Source organism: Acholeplasma equirhinis, from assembly GCF_017052655.1.
In the GTDB taxonomy this organism is placed as follows: Bacteria; Bacillota_I; Bacilli_A; order Acholeplasmatales; family Acholeplasmataceae; genus Acholeplasma; species Acholeplasma equirhinis.
In genome coordinates this window covers 1140924-1154728 of record NZ_JAFIDC010000001.1, presented here as the reverse complement: position 1 = coordinate 1154728, position 13805 = coordinate 1140924, and the positions used below count along the sequence as shown (strand labels likewise).

The following is a 13805-nucleotide window of genomic DNA, read 5'->3' as shown; positions in this document are numbered from 1 at the left end:
TAACAATGGAAAGAGTAAATAACAAGAAAGTTTATACTGGAAAAGTTGTATCTGACAAACGTGACAAAACAATTACTGTTTTAGTAGAAACTCACAAAAAGCATCCACTATATGGTAAACGTGTACGTTCATTAAAGAAGTTCCATGCGCATGATGAAAACAACGAAGCTAAAATGGGCGACATTGTAGAAATCATCGAATCAAGACCACTTTCAGCTTTAAAACGTTTCCGTTTAGTTAGAGTGGTTTCAAAAACTGAAGAGATTGTATAAGGAGGACGTAAAAGATGATACAGCAAGAAACAAGATTAGTTGTTGCTGACAACTCAGGCGCTCGCGAAGTACTTGTTATCAGAGTACAAGGCGGTACTCGTCGTCGTTATGCAAACATCGGTGACATTGTCACTGTTGCAGTTAAAAAAGCAACACCAACTGGCGCAGTTAAAAAAGGTGATGTTGTTGACGCAGTAATTGTCAGAACAAAACAAGGTTTAAGAAGAGCTGATGGTTCATACATTAAATTTGATGAAAATGCAGTTGTTATTATTAAAGACGATTTAAATCCAAAAGGTACACGTATCTTTGGACCGGTAGCAAGAGAACTCAGAGAAAAGAACTTCATGAAAATCGTATCTCTTGCACCTGAAGTATTGTAAGGAGGGAGCCACATATGAATATTAAAACTGGTGATACAGTTGTAGTGATTGCTGGTGGCGATCAATTTACAACAGACAAAAAAGGTATTAAAACAAGAAAAACAGGACGTGTCTTAAAAGTTAACCGCAAAGATAACACAGTTATCGTTGAAGGTGTTAACATCGTTAAGAAACATGAACGTCCAAAGACACAAAATGATAAAGGTGGTATCGTTGAGAAACCAGCTCCAATCCATGTGTCAAACGTAGCGATCTTAGATCCAAAAGATAATGTTCCAACTCGTGTTGGTTACAGATTCGAAAACGGTGTTAAAGTTCGCTTCGCTAAAAAGAGTGGTTCTGCATTAGATAAACCAGCTAAGAAAGCTGCTGCACCTAAAGCTGAAGCTGCTCCAAAAGCAAAGAAATCTAAAAAAGAAGGAGCTAACGAATAATGAGCGCAGCATTAAAAGAACTTTATACTTCTAAAATTGTTCCTCAATTAGTTGAAAAATTCAACTATTCATCAGTTATGGAAGCTCCTAAACTTGAAAAGATTGTTATCAACATTGGTGTTGGTGACGCTGTTGCTAACTCAAAGGCTTTAGACATCGCAGTTGAAGAATTAACTTTACTTTCTGGTCAAAAACCTGTAATTACAAAAGCTAAAAAATCTATTTCAAACTTCAAATTACGTGAAGGTCAAGCTATCGGTGCGAAAGTTACATTACGTGGCGATCGTATGTACTATTTCTTAGAGAAGTTAGTATCAGTTTCACTTCCACGTGTTCGTGACTTCCGTGGGGTATCTGCGGATGCGTTCGACGGCCGCGGTAATTATACTTTAGGCGTTAAAGAACAAATCATTTTCCCTGAAATCAATATCGATAAAGTCACTAAAGTACGCGGTATGGATATCATTATCGTGACTACGGCTCAAACCGACGAAGAAGCTAAAAGTTTACTTGAAGCATTCGGTTTCCCGTTTAAGAAATAAGGAGACTACCCATGGCGAAAAAATCAAAAATTGCTAAAGACAAAAAACAAAGAGCACTTGTTGAACTTTATGCTGAACGCAGAGCAGCATTAAAAGCAGCTGGTGACTATAAAGGGTTAGCCAAATTACCAAAAGATGCTTCTCCTGTCCGTTTAAAGAACAGAGACTCACTTGATGGTAGACCAAGATCATACATGAGAAAATTTGGTATCTCACGTATTACATTTAGAGAACTAGCGCACAAAGGTGAATTACCTGGTGTTAAAAAGGCTAGTTGGTAAGGAGGAAGAACTATGGTTATGACTGATCCAATTGCGGACTTATTAACGCGTATCCGCAATGCTAATAAAGCGCGTCATCCTAAGGTTGAAATTCCTGCTTCAAAACTTAAAGCTGAAATCTTAGCTGTTATGAAGCAAGAAGGGTTCATCAAGGACTTTGTAGTAACTAATGATAAACAACCTAAACTTGTTGTTACATTAAAATACTCAGCAACTAATGAACGTGTAATCAAAGGTATGAAAAGGATATCGAAGCCAGGTCTTCGAGTTTATGCAACATTAGATAAATTACCTAAAGTATTAAATGGTTTAGGTGTTGCATTAATTTCAACTTCAAAAGGCATTTTAACAGATCGCGAAGCTCGTCTACAACAAGTTGGTGGCGAAGTCTTAGCATACGTATGGTAATAAGGGAGGAAAACAATAAATGAGCCGTATAGGTAATAAAGTTATTCAAGTTCCTGCTGGTGTTACTGTAGAAGTTGCTAAAAACAATTTCGTTACTGTTAAAGGACCAAAAGGACAATTACAACAACAATTTAACGAAGTATTAAACATCAAATTAGAAGGTAATGAAATTACAATTTCAAGACCAAACAATGAAATGTTTACAAGAAAAATTCACGGAACAACAAGAGCTTTACTATTCAACATGGTCAAAGGTGTTTCTGAAGGATTCAAGAAACAATTAGAAATCCGTGGGGTTGGTTACAGAGCTCAACTTCAAGGTAAATTATTAGTATTACAATTAGGTTTCTCACACAATGTCGAACTTGAAATTCCTGCTGGTTTATCAGTAGAAGTTCCAAAGAACACAGACATTATCGTATCTGGTATGGACAAAGCAGCAGTTGGTCAATTCGCTGCTGAAATTAGAGAATTTAGAAAACCAGAACCTTACAAAGGCAAAGGTATCCGTTATGTTGACGAATATGTTGCTCGTAAGGCTGGTAAGACTGCGAAGTAAGGAGTATAACATATGATTAATAAAACATCATCAAATGTCACAAGACAAAAGAGACATCTACGTATCAGAAAACATGTTGTTGGTACACCACTTCGTCCTAGACTAAACATCTTCCGTTCTAATACCGCAATCTATGCACAACTTATCGACGATGAAGCACAACACACATTAGCAAGCGCAAATTCTAAAGCATTAAAATTAGGTGCTAACTTAGAAGCAGCTACTGCAGTAGGTAAAGCTATTGCTGAAGAAGCTAAAAAGTTAGGCGTAACTAAAGTTGTCTTTGACCGCGGTGGTTACTTATACCACGGCCGTGTTAAAGCATTAGCTGAAGCAGCAAGAGCTGCTGGCTTGGAATTTTAGGAAAGGAGTCTATCATGGCAGAGAAAACATTTGAAAAACAAGAAGAACAAGTAGTTTTTGAAGAAAAAGTCGTAGCCTTAAACCGTGTTACTAAGGTTGTAAAAGGTGGACGCCGTTTCCGTTTCGCAGCACTCGTTGTCGTCGGTAACAAACAAGGTATGGTAGGTTTTGGAACTGGTAAAGCTTCAGAAGTGCCAGATGCAATCAAAAAAGCAGTTGAAGCTGCTAAGAAAAACCTCATCACAGTACCAATGATGAAACACACAATCCCTCACGAAATTACTGGTGAATTCGGAGCATCTAAGATTATTCTTAAACCTGCTTCAGAAGGTACCGGGGTTATCGCTGGTGGTGCCGCTCGTATCGTATTCGATCTAGCTGGTGTGAATGATATCTTATCAAAATCATTAGGTTCAAAAACAGCAATTAATGTTGTGCGTGCAACATTCAATGGATTAGAAAACTTAAGAACACCTGAATCAGTTGCAAAACTTCGTGGTGTTGCAGTTGAAAACTTAGTGTAAGGAAGTAAATCATAATGGCATACGAAATTACATTAAAAAAATCATTAATTGGTAGACGTCCAAACCAAATTAAAACCGCTCACGCTTTAGGTTTAAAGAAAATTGGAAATATCGTTATTAAAGAAAAAAATGACGCAGTAGACGGAATGATCAAGACAATTGGTCATCTAGTTGAAGTAAAAGAAATTTAAGGAGGCTGACCATGTTAAGTAATTTAAAACCTGTTGCAGGTGCAAGACATTCAAAGAAAAGACTTGGTCGCGGTCCTGGTAGCGGTACTGGTAAAACTGCCGGTAAAGGTCACAAAGGTCAATTAGCGAGAGCTGGTGGCGGTGTGCGCCCAGGATTTGAAGGGGGACAAATTCCTTTCTTCCAACGTATTCCTAAACGTGGTTTCAATAATCACACTAGAAAAGAATACGCAATCGTAAACACTGGTGATTTAAATCTTTTCGAAGATGGCACAGTGATCACTCCAGAAGTCTTATTAAAGACTAGAATTATCTCAAAAGAACTATCAGGTGTTAAAGTGTTAGCTAATGGCGTACTTGAAAAGAAATTAACTGTGAAAGCAAATAAGTTCTCTGAAAGTGCAAAACAAGCTATCGAAAATGCTGGTGGGACAGTTGAGGTGATTTAACGTGTGGATGCGCATTAAGAATGTATTAGCAAACAAAAATGTAATGTTACGTTTAGGCGTTACATTACTGTTAATCTTAGTATTTAGAATCGCAAGCTTTATTCCAATTCCACTTTTCAATGTTGAACTTTTCCAAGGACAAGCACAGTGGGGCGCAGGATTCTTAGGTATTTTAAATAGCTATACAGGACAAGCACTCTCACGTTTCTCAGTGTTATCACTTGGGATTTCACCATACATCACAGCATCTATCGCTATTCAATTATTACAAATGATCATTCCTCAAATGAAGGAATGGCAAGAAGAAGGCGAAGTTGGTAAAGCTAAAACATCAAGAGCAACTAGATGGTTAGCATTATTCTTAGGTTTAGCACAAGCTTTACTTCTAATTTTAGGAACTGGTGTCCGCGGATCACAAATTCAAGTGGGCGTTGACTCTGGATTCTTCACTTACCTTTATATGGCACTAGCAGTTACTGCTGGTACTGCATTTGCTATTTGGATTGCAGATACAATTACCGCTAAAGGTATTGGTAACGGTTCATCTATCTTAATTGGTATCGGTGTGTTAACATCAATTCCAGTTATGATTGGTACATTAAGTGACAAATACTTAGGTACTGATAACGCATGGGATGTTGTAATTTATGTACTCATCTTAGTGTTATATGTTGCAATCTTACTAGGCGTTGTGTATATGAACATTGCGAAAAGAAAAATTCCTATTTCATATGCAAACCGTCAAGGTGGTGCAGTTAGAACTGATTCAAATATCCCATTAAAGATCAATTCTGCTGGGGTATTACCAGTTATCTTTGCATCAACTTTATTATCAGTTCCACTTTCAATTATTGGATTCTTAGAAAGTTCAATCGATGCGAATACACAATCATGGATTCGTTCAATCTTCTCATATAATGAGCCAATTGGATTTATCCTTTACGTGATCTTAATCGTCGTATTCTCATTCTTCTATACTTTCATGATGACAAACCCACACAAAATTGCTGATAACTTATCAAAATCAAATGCTTATATTCCAGGGGTTCGCCCAGGGGATGATACTAAGAACTACATCGCACGTATCCTATTCAAAGTTACAGTTGTTGGTACAGTTTACTTAGTTGTACTTGCAGCACTACCAATTATTACTGCATGGGTATTTGGTTTCGCTGGTCAAGAAGCAGCAAATATCACTTTAGGTGGTACAGGGTTATTAATCGTTGTTGGTGTTGCAGCTGATACTACTTCACAACTTGAAGCTCAAGCAAATCAAGAAACATATCAAGGATTATTTTAACCAATGAAAAAAAGAATGATTTTTGTGGGACCTCCTGGTGCAGGTAAGGGTTCACAAGCAAAAATTCTATCTGAAGCACTAAACATTCCCCATATTTCAACAGGTGACATGTTTAGAATGCACCTTAAGAATCAAACACCACTTGGTCTACTTGCGAAAAGCTATACAGACCAAGGGTTGTTAGTTCCAGATTCTGTGACTAATGACATGGTAAAAGAAAGATTAAATCAGGATGATGTCAAAAATGGATTTATCTTAGATGGTTATCCAAGAAATCCAAACCAAGCCGAATATTTAGATCAGTTGTTAGGGTCTTTAGAATGGCAAATCGATGTTGTGTTAAACGTAACATCTGAAGATGACATTATCATTAAACGTATTACGGGTAGAAGAACTTGTCCGGTATGTGGTGCAATTTATCACATTGATAACCATCCACCAAAGGTTGAAGGTATCTGTGATAATGATGGTAGTCCACTCGTTCAAAGAAAAGATGACACTGAAGAAACTGTAAAACGTCGCTTAAGTGTTTACAACGAGGAAACTTTCCCACTCATTGCTTACTACCAAAACAAAGGGCTTTTAATCGATGTCGATGGTAATCGCGAATTAAGTTCAATTACAAAAGACATTTTAGAAATTCTTGGAGCATAAATGATTACAATCAAAAGCGCAAGAGAAATCGAACTTATGCGTACTGCAGGTAACATCTTGGCAAGAACAAGAGAACATCTTGTTCCTCACATTAAGCCAGGTGTTACCACGCATGAGCTTGACGTACTCGCAGAAAATTTCATCAGAAGTTTAGGTGCAATACCATCTTTTAAAGGTTATAACGGATTCCCAGGTTCTATCTGTGCGTCTGTTAACGAAGTGGTTATTCACGGTATTCCTTCTAAGAAGAAAATTCTTAAAGAAGGTGATATCATATCACTAGACTTAGGCGTTAATTACAAAGGTTATCATGCCGATAGTGCTTGGACTTTTAAAGTGGGTCATGTAGATCCTAAAGTTGAAAGACTTTTAAAAGTTACTGAAGAAGCACTTTGGAATGGTATCAAAGTGATTAAACCTGGTGCCACCGTAAATGACATCTCTAAGGCTGTCGAAGACACAATCAGACCACATGGGTTTGGTATTGTCGAAGATTTCACTGGACATGGTATTGGTATGAGCCTACACGAAGACCCACCAATTCCTAACTTTGGTCGTGAATTGGTAAAAGTTACCTTAAAACCGGGCATGACATTCTGTGTCGAACCGATGGTCAACTTGGGCACCAAGCGCATTCGTATTCTACAAGATAACTGGACAACGGTGACTCAAGATAAGAGCTACAGTGCACATTTTGAACACACCATCTTAGTTACTGAGGATGGCTACGAAATCTTAACAGAAATAAAGGAGTAATTATGGCAAGAGAAGATTTAATTGAAGTAGAAGCTAAAGTCATTGAAGTACTACCCAATACGAAATTTAAAGTTGAACTTGACAATGGACATATCGTCCTAGCGCATGTTTCTGGTAAAATCCGTATTAACAACATACGCATTTTACCTGGTGATAAAGTAACAGTTGAATTATCACCATATGATTTAACCCGCGGAAGAATCACATACCGCAAGAAATAAGGAGAACTGAACACATGAAAGTTAGAGCATCAGTAAAAAAACGCAGTGCAGATGACATCATCGTGCGCCGCAAAGGTCGCGTTTACGTGATCAACAAGAAAAATAAAAGACACAATCAAAGACAAGGTTAATAAAGGAGATTATCGACTATGGCAAGAATTGCAGGGGTTGACATCCCAACCCAAAAACGAGTAATAATCTCGTTACAATATATCTATGGCATCGGTGCTAAACAAGCTAAAGACATTTTAGCTAGCGCTAATGTAAGTGAAGATATCCGCGTTAAAGACTTAACTGAAGAACAATTAGCAGCTATCCGTAGCGAAGTTGCTAAACGTACAACTGAAGGTGATTTACGTCGTGAACGCACACTTGATATCAAGAGACTAATGGAAATTGGTTCATACCGTGGTATCCGCCACCGTAAAGGTTTACCAGTACGCGGCCAAAATACAAGAAATAACGCACGTACAAGAAAAGGTAAAGCTAAACCAATTGCAGGAAAGAAACAGGTAGGTAAGTAATCATGGCTACTAAAAAGAAAACTACTAAAAGAAAAGTAAGAAAGAATATACCAACTGGTGTTGCGCATATCCACACTACTTTTAACAACACAATTGTTACAATTACAGATACAGCAGGAAATGCAATTTCTTGGTCATCTGCTGGTGCATTAGGCATTAAAGGTTCAAGAAAATCTACACCATTCGCAGCCCAATTAACCAGCGAAGCGGCAGCTAAAGCAGCTATGGATCATGGCATGGCTAAAGTTGAAGTTTTCGTTAAAGGACCTGGTCCTGGTAGAGAAGCTGCTATTAGAAGTTTACAAGCAGCAGGTTTAGAAATTACAGCGATCAAAGATGTGACGCCAGTACCTCATAACGGCTGCCGTCCACCAAAACGTCCACGTAACTAATTCGTGGTATTAAGAGGAGGGTATACTTGTGAAAGATTTAAAATTTGAAAAACCAACATCTGTAGAAGAAATTTCTAAGGAAGGTAACCTTGGTCGTTTCTTAATCAAGCCACTTGAACGTGGTTACGGCTTAACCCTTGGTAATGCATTACGTCGTGTGCTACTCTCATCATTACCAGGAGCAGCAATCGTTAATGTTAAAATTGACGGTGTTGAGCACGAATTTTCAACCATTGAAGGCGTTTATGAAGATGTGATGGGCATTATTCTAAATTTAAAGAGAATAGTGTTTAGAGCCGATTCACAAGATCCGCAATACGAACAAAAATTAGAAATCTATGCTGAAGGCCCAACAACTGTGACTGCAGGTGATTTCAATTTAGTTGATGGATTAGAAGTTGTTAATCCAGATCAACACATCGCAACTCTATCAGAAGGTGCTACATTTAAAATGACTGTCACTGTAAGACGTGGCATCGGTTATGTACCTGCTGATCAAAATAAACAATATTCAAAATATGAAACTGGCGTCATTCCAATTGACTCGCTATACACACCTGTTGAACGCGTGATTTATCATGTTGAAAAAACACGTGGTGATTTAGATGAATTAACAATGGAAATTGAAACGAATGGTGCTATCCAAGCTAAAGAAGCATTAGCACTTGCGGGCAAGATGTTAGTGGATTATTTTCAAGTTTTAGTCAGTTTATCTGACCAGGCTTCTTCAGTAAACTTCATTCGTGATGAAGAAGAAGAACCAGCAAGCAAAAAATCAGATACAAAAATTGAACAACTTGACCTTTCTGTTAGACTATTTAACTCACTTAAACGTTCAGGTATTACAACCGTAGGTGAATTATTAAAGCTTTCAGAAGAAGAAGTTATGCGCTTAAGAAGCTTAGGCCGTAAATCATTCAAAGAATTAAAAGAAAAACTAGCAGAACATGGACTTGAATTTGAACACTCTTCAACAAGAGAATCTAAGTTCGAATTCGATTCAGACGAAGATAAGGAGTAATTAGACATGGCTAACCCATCAAGACTTCGTCGTACAACTGATCAAAGAACAGCATTATTACGTGACTTAATCACTGACTTAATCATCAATGATCGTATTACGACTACTGAAGCAAAAGCAAAATCACTTCAAAGACTAGCTGACAAAATGGTTTCTTTAGCAAAAGAAGGTACATTAGCAGCACAACGTCAAGCAGCAAAAACTGTACGTTTTGAAGAAGTTAAAGAAGGACAAAATGCACTTCAAAAACTATTCACTGAAATTGCAGCACGTTATCCAGAACGTAATGGTGGATACACTCGTATCATCAAGACTGTACCTCGTCGTGGGGATTCAGCACCAATGGCAATCATTGAATTTATTTAATGTATAAATACCTCTACCTACGGGTGGAGGTTTTTTTTATGATAAGTAAGTGGAGAAATTTTAAAAAAACCGTGCTATAATATGTATGAGATTGTCGATAGACATTGGGAGGGATATTTTATGCCGTTTGGTAACGGATTTAACTTTTCAGATTTTAACACCTATGGTTTTGAAGAATGGGCAATCTTAGGTTCAGGACTCGCAATTCTTATTTTCTTGTTGGTACTCTTACCAATAGGTTTAAAGAGACGTAAAAAGTTAGCAGCTACGCCTGTTACAACTTCTGCGAAATCACCTAAGACACAAACTCAAAATAACAAGAAAGATTTAGGCAAACCTAATTCTAAATTAGTTTATACTGCATCAAATGGTGAGGTTTTAATTTTTGCTGGTGAAAATGCTTGGTATGTAAATGGATCTGGCAAAACTGACCTTTTAAAATCTGTTGAGGGGACAGAACCAGTTTTAGCAGGTAAAGCAATTTATCTTGCAAAGGATGTTAAAAAAGTTACAGTTACACAAGAAGGTGACGAAATTGTTAAACATTCAGCAATTGAAAAACAATTTGTTACATTCGATTTTGTTTCAAAAGATGAAGTACGTTTAGGCGGTCGTGCATTCTTAACTGATAAGGAAATTGCATTCCGTGCAGAAGAAGAAAGAAAACGCCTAGCTTTAGTTGCTAAAGAACAAGCAGTAGCTGATAAGAAAGCTGCAATCGCTCAAAAGAAAGCAGATAGAATCTTAGCTAAAGAACAAGCTAAAGCAGATAAAAAAGCGCTAAAACTTCAAAAGAAACAATCTAAGCAAAAGAAACAAGCAGAAGACATTGAATAATGTGCATTTTATTAAGAGGTAGATCATACCTCTTAATTTTTTTATGCTACAATATATACTAATCCATTGATTAGAAATTTATAAGATAGGAGGATAAACTTATGGAAATCAAAAGTTGCAGTTGGGCTAAGATCAGCCAGTTGATGCAAGATTATCACGACCATGAATGGGGTCGCCCAGTTTTTGATGATTTAAAACTTTTCCAGAAGTTACTCCTTGATAGTCAACAAGCAGGATTATCTTGGGCAATTATCTTAAACAAGAGGGAAGCATTCCTTAAAGCCTTTGATAATTTTGATCCCTTTTGTGGTATCACAATACGATGAAGATAAAATTACAGAACTTATGAATAACGAAGGTATCGTGCGTAATAAACTTAAAATAAACGCTATGATTTCAAATTCAAGAGCGTATCTCAAATACTTTAGTGAACCTGGAAGTTTTACTAAATTTATATGGGAACGTGTAAACTTTAAACCCATTGATTCTAATCTTAAACCAGGTGATACATGGCCTGTAACATCTAAAGTATCAGATGATATCTCAAATGAACTTAAGAAAATGGGATTTAAATTTGTAGGATCTACAATTATTTATGCATTCTTACAAGCCGTTGGGGTGTATAATGACCATATGACATATTGTCATTGTTACGAAGAGATTAAAAGAAACTATATCAATCATTAGGAGAAAAAAATGAAATTTCAAGATTACCCATACGTTCGTCCTGATATGGATGAATTTAAAAAACAAACACTCGATTTATTAGCACAATTCAACAATGCAAAATCATCAGCAGAACAACTTGAAGTGATTAAAGCATACAATAAAATGTTTGATCATATAGATTCAACACTTCAACTTGTTTATGTAAGACATTCATTAAATACAACAGATGAATTCTATGCTGCAGAGCGTGATTTTTTAGATCAAGTTGAACCAGAAATCCAAGGATTGGCAGTTGAATTTAGTAAAGCTGTTTTATATTCTAAATTTAAACCTGAACTAGAAAAAGCATTAGGCTCATTAATTTTCAAACAATATGAACTTGCAGAAAAAACATTTAAAGAAGAAATTATTCCTTTATTACAAGAAGAAAATAAACTCATTACACAATACGGTAAACTTGCATCAAGTGCGAAGATTGAATTTGATGGTAAGGTGAGAAACTTACCTCAAATGAGAGCATATAATTCAAATATTGACCGTGCTGTTCGTAAGCGTGCTGCACTAGCAGTAAGCAATTGGTATAGTGAGCATGAAGCAGAGTATGATGAGATTTATGACAACATGGTTAAAGTTCGTCACCAGATCGCGAAAACACTTGGATATCCAAGTTATATTGAATATATGTATGATTCATATAGAAGAGTTGACTATAACAGAAATGATGTTAAAGTCTTTAGAGATGAAATCTTAAAAGAAGTTGTACCTTTTGCTAAAGATGTTTTAATGAAACATCGTAGTGAAACATTAGGTATTAAAGATTTAAAGTCACATGACTTAGGTTTAACCTTCTTATCCGGTAATGCAACACCTAAAGGTGACCGTGCATGGCAAGTTGACAAAGCAATGAAGATGTATGATGCGATGAGTCCTGAAACAAGCGAATTCTTCCGTTTCATGGTTGAACGTGACTTACTTGATTTAGATGCTAAACAAGGCAAAGAAGGTGGCGGATATTGTACATATATCCCAGATTATGAATCACCATTCATTTTCGCAAACTTCAATGGTACATCAGCTGACGTTGATGTCTTAACACATGAAGCTGGTCATGCTTTCCAAATTTATACATCAAGAAACAATTTACCAGAACTTCGTTGGCCAACAATGGAAGCTGCTGAAATTCACTCAATGAGTATGGAGTTCTTAGCTTGGCGTTGGATTCATGAATTCTTCGAAGAGGATACTGCTAAATATAAATATGCACATTTAGCAGATGGTGTTGAAATCTTACCTTATATCGCACTTGTTGATCATTTCCAACATGAAGTATTTGAAAATATTGATATGACACCACAAGATAGAAAAGCTTTATGGCGTAAACTAGAAAAACAATATCTACCTTGGAAAGATTATAGTGAAGATCAATTCCTTGATAAAGGTACATATTGGTTCCGTCAAGGACATATCTTCCAAAATCCTTTCTACTATATTGACTATGCACTTGCACAAACAATCGCGTTCCAATTCTGGGTCTTATCTCAAAATGACTTTGATAAAGCTTGGGAAAAATACCTTGCATTATGTAAATTAGGTGGATCTAAATCATTTGTTGATTTAGTCTTATCAGCTAAACTTGATAATCCATTTAAGGAAGGTTTCATGAAGAAAACTATGGAACCAATTAAAAACTATTTAAAAAATGTCGATAAATCGATTAAATAATTATGATTTATTCCGTTGGCGAAATTCTATTTGATTACATAGAAACTAAACCAAACCAATATCTTAAAAATCCAGGAGGAGCCCCAGCGAATGTCGCAGTCTTAATTAAAAGACTTAAAGGAGCATCCTCCTTTATTGGTTCTATCAGTTTAGATTCTGATGGTAATGAACTTTTTAAATTGTTAAAGGAAGAAGATATCGATTTAAGCTTCGTTAAACGTGTTTCTAATCCATCGATGAAAGCTTATGTTCATTTAAATCAAGGTGAGCGTACCTTTACATTTGATAGAATGGATACTGCAGATTTAAATCTATCTTTAGAATCTATTAAGGATATTAAGTTTAAAGAAGATATCTTACATTTTTGTAGTCTGAGTCTGGCAAATGAAAAGAATCGATTATTTCATAAAACATTAATTGAAGCAATGAAAAGAAGTCAAGGCATTGTTTCATTTGACGTGAATTTAAGACTCAATTTAGTTTACGATCTTAAAGAACATAAAGAAATCATAAATGAGTTTTTAAGCCATTCTGACATCGTTAAATTAACAGATGAGGAAATTACCATTCTCTTTTCAAAAGAAGAAAAGAAAGCCGTTTTAGAGCTTTTAAATCAAGGTGTGAAGATTGTATTAGTATCCAAAGGACCAAACGGTGCAACGCTTTATACAAAAGCATCTGAATTACATATAGATGCTAAAAAAGTTGAAGTCATTGATACAACTGGTGCAGGGGATGCTTTCATTGGTGCATTTCTTTATAAAATAGATTTACTTAAAATTAGAAAAGAAGATCTAGATAGTTATGACTTTAATGAAATCTTAAAATATAGTGTCGATATCGCAACAAAAACTGTGACTAAACTTGGTGCAATTTCATCTTATATCTTTGACTAAATAAAAAGGAACTTGATCCAAAGAGATTAAGTTCCTTATTT

Annotated in this window: 23 protein-coding genes and 1 pseudogene; all 24 read left to right on the top strand. The window is 36.1% G+C overall.

Annotation, left to right across the window (positions count from 1 at the left end; translation table 11 throughout):
* The first annotated feature begins 5 nt into the window (after positions 1 to 5).
* The 24 genes and pseudogenes from rpsQ to JV173_RS05265 all read left to right on the top strand — a co-directional run bounded on the left by rpsQ (position 6) and on the right by JV173_RS05265 (position 13764).
* Complete coding sequence (gene rpsQ / locus JV173_RS05385) at positions 6 to 272, top strand: 30S ribosomal protein S17 (protein WP_205735269.1); 267 nt, start codon at positions 6 to 8, stop codon at positions 270 to 272.
* A gap of 14 nt (positions 273 to 286) precedes the next feature.
* The gene (gene rplN / locus JV173_RS05380) at positions 287 to 655 is read left to right on the top strand and encodes a 50S ribosomal protein L14 (RefSeq protein ID WP_205735268.1); all 369 of its coding nucleotides are present in this window, start codon (positions 287 to 289) and stop codon (positions 653 to 655) included.
* 14 nt (positions 656 to 669) lie between these two features.
* On the top strand, positions 670 to 1089 hold the full coding sequence (gene rplX / locus JV173_RS05375; protein ID WP_205735267.1) for a 50S ribosomal protein L24: 420 nt from the start codon (positions 670 to 672) through the stop codon (positions 1087 to 1089).
* Positions 1089 to 1631, top strand: a complete 543-nt coding sequence (gene rplE, locus JV173_RS05370; RefSeq protein WP_205735266.1) for a 50S ribosomal protein L5 — start codon at positions 1089 to 1091, stop codon at positions 1629 to 1631. Before rplX ends, rplE begins: the two co-directional genes overlap by 1 nt.
* A gap of 11 nt (positions 1632 to 1642) precedes the next feature.
* Positions 1643 to 1912: a 30S ribosomal protein S14 gene (gene rpsN / locus JV173_RS05365; RefSeq protein WP_205735265.1), complete on the top strand. Its 270-nt coding sequence runs from the start codon at positions 1643 to 1645 to the stop codon at positions 1910 to 1912.
* Between the two features lie 12 nt (positions 1913 to 1924).
* Complete coding sequence (rpsH, locus tag JV173_RS05360; protein WP_205735264.1) at positions 1925 to 2320, top strand: 30S ribosomal protein S8; 396 nt, start codon at positions 1925 to 1927, stop codon at positions 2318 to 2320.
* A gap of 19 nt (positions 2321 to 2339) precedes the next feature.
* On the top strand, positions 2340 to 2879 hold the full coding sequence (gene rplF / locus JV173_RS05355; protein ID WP_205735263.1) for a 50S ribosomal protein L6: 540 nt from the start codon (positions 2340 to 2342) through the stop codon (positions 2877 to 2879).
* A 12-nt stretch (positions 2880 to 2891) separates the two neighbouring features.
* Positions 2892 to 3242, top strand: a complete 351-nt coding sequence (rplR, locus tag JV173_RS05350; RefSeq protein WP_205735262.1) for a 50S ribosomal protein L18 — start codon at positions 2892 to 2894, stop codon at positions 3240 to 3242.
* Between the two features lie 14 nt (positions 3243 to 3256).
* A complete protein-coding gene (rpsE, locus tag JV173_RS05345; protein ID WP_205735261.1) occupies positions 3257 to 3766 on the top strand; it encodes a 30S ribosomal protein S5 in 510 nt (169 codons plus the stop codon).
* Positions 3767 to 3780: 14 nt separating this feature from the next.
* Positions 3781 to 3957: a 50S ribosomal protein L30 gene (gene rpmD / locus JV173_RS05340; protein WP_205735260.1), complete on the top strand. Its 177-nt coding sequence runs from the start codon at positions 3781 to 3783 to the stop codon at positions 3955 to 3957.
* An 11-nt stretch (positions 3958 to 3968) separates the two neighbouring features.
* Positions 3969 to 4406 carry a 50S ribosomal protein L15 gene (gene rplO / locus JV173_RS05335; RefSeq protein WP_205735259.1) on the top strand — a complete coding sequence of 146 codons (438 nt, stop codon included), beginning with the start codon at positions 3969 to 3971 and terminating at the stop codon, positions 4404 to 4406.
* A 7-nt stretch (positions 4407 to 4413) separates the two neighbouring features.
* Positions 4414 to 5706, top strand: coding sequence for a preprotein translocase subunit SecY (gene secY / locus JV173_RS05330; protein WP_205735258.1), 1293 nt, complete (start codon positions 4414 to 4416; stop codon positions 5704 to 5706).
* 3 nt (positions 5707 to 5709) lie between these two features.
* Entirely contained in the window at positions 5710 to 6360 is a 651-nt protein-coding gene (locus tag JV173_RS05325) for an adenylate kinase (protein ID WP_205735257.1), read from the top strand.
* On the top strand, positions 6361 to 7116 hold the full coding sequence (gene map, locus JV173_RS05320) for a type I methionyl aminopeptidase (RefSeq protein WP_205735256.1): 756 nt from the start codon (positions 6361 to 6363) through the stop codon (positions 7114 to 7116). It begins immediately after the preceding gene.
* Positions 7117 to 7118: 2 nt separating this feature from the next.
* The gene (gene infA / locus JV173_RS05315; RefSeq protein ID WP_205735255.1) at positions 7119 to 7337 is read left to right on the top strand and encodes a translation initiation factor IF-1; all 219 of its coding nucleotides are present in this window, start codon (positions 7119 to 7121) and stop codon (positions 7335 to 7337) included.
* Positions 7338 to 7351: 14 nt separating this feature from the next.
* On the top strand, positions 7352 to 7468 hold the full coding sequence (gene rpmJ, locus JV173_RS05310; protein ID WP_035368597.1) for a 50S ribosomal protein L36: 117 nt from the start codon (positions 7352 to 7354) through the stop codon (positions 7466 to 7468).
* Positions 7469 to 7486: 18 nt separating this feature from the next.
* Complete coding sequence (gene rpsM, locus JV173_RS05305) at positions 7487 to 7861, top strand: 30S ribosomal protein S13 (protein ID WP_205735254.1); 375 nt, start codon at positions 7487 to 7489, stop codon at positions 7859 to 7861.
* A 2-nt stretch (positions 7862 to 7863) separates the two neighbouring features.
* Positions 7864 to 8253 (top strand): 30S ribosomal protein S11, encoded by a 390-nt coding sequence (rpsK, locus tag JV173_RS05300; RefSeq protein WP_205735253.1) that lies wholly within the window; start codon positions 7864 to 7866, stop codon positions 8251 to 8253.
* Positions 8254 to 8281: 28 nt separating this feature from the next.
* Positions 8282 to 9274, top strand: a complete 993-nt coding sequence (locus tag JV173_RS05295) for a DNA-directed RNA polymerase subunit alpha (RefSeq protein ID WP_205735252.1) — start codon at positions 8282 to 8284, stop codon at positions 9272 to 9274.
* Positions 9275 to 9280: 6 nt separating this feature from the next.
* Positions 9281 to 9640, top strand: a complete 360-nt coding sequence (gene rplQ / locus JV173_RS05290) for a 50S ribosomal protein L17 (RefSeq protein WP_205735251.1) — start codon at positions 9281 to 9283, stop codon at positions 9638 to 9640.
* Between the two features lie 120 nt (positions 9641 to 9760).
* On the top strand, positions 9761 to 10477 hold the full coding sequence (locus JV173_RS05285; RefSeq protein ID WP_205735250.1) for a hypothetical protein: 717 nt from the start codon (positions 9761 to 9763) through the stop codon (positions 10475 to 10477).
* A 101-nt stretch (positions 10478 to 10578) separates the two neighbouring features.
* A pseudogene (locus JV173_RS05275) lies at positions 10579 to 11164 on the top strand (DNA-3-methyladenine glycosylase I).
* Between the two features lie 9 nt (positions 11165 to 11173).
* Positions 11174 to 12868: a M3 family oligoendopeptidase gene (locus JV173_RS05270; RefSeq protein ID WP_205735247.1), complete on the top strand. Its 1695-nt coding sequence runs from the start codon at positions 11174 to 11176 to the stop codon at positions 12866 to 12868.
* 2 nt (positions 12869 to 12870) lie between these two features.
* Positions 12871 to 13764, top strand: a complete 894-nt coding sequence (locus JV173_RS05265) for a carbohydrate kinase family protein (protein ID WP_205735246.1) — start codon at positions 12871 to 12873, stop codon at positions 13762 to 13764.
* Positions 13765 to 13805 lie beyond the last annotated feature (41 nt).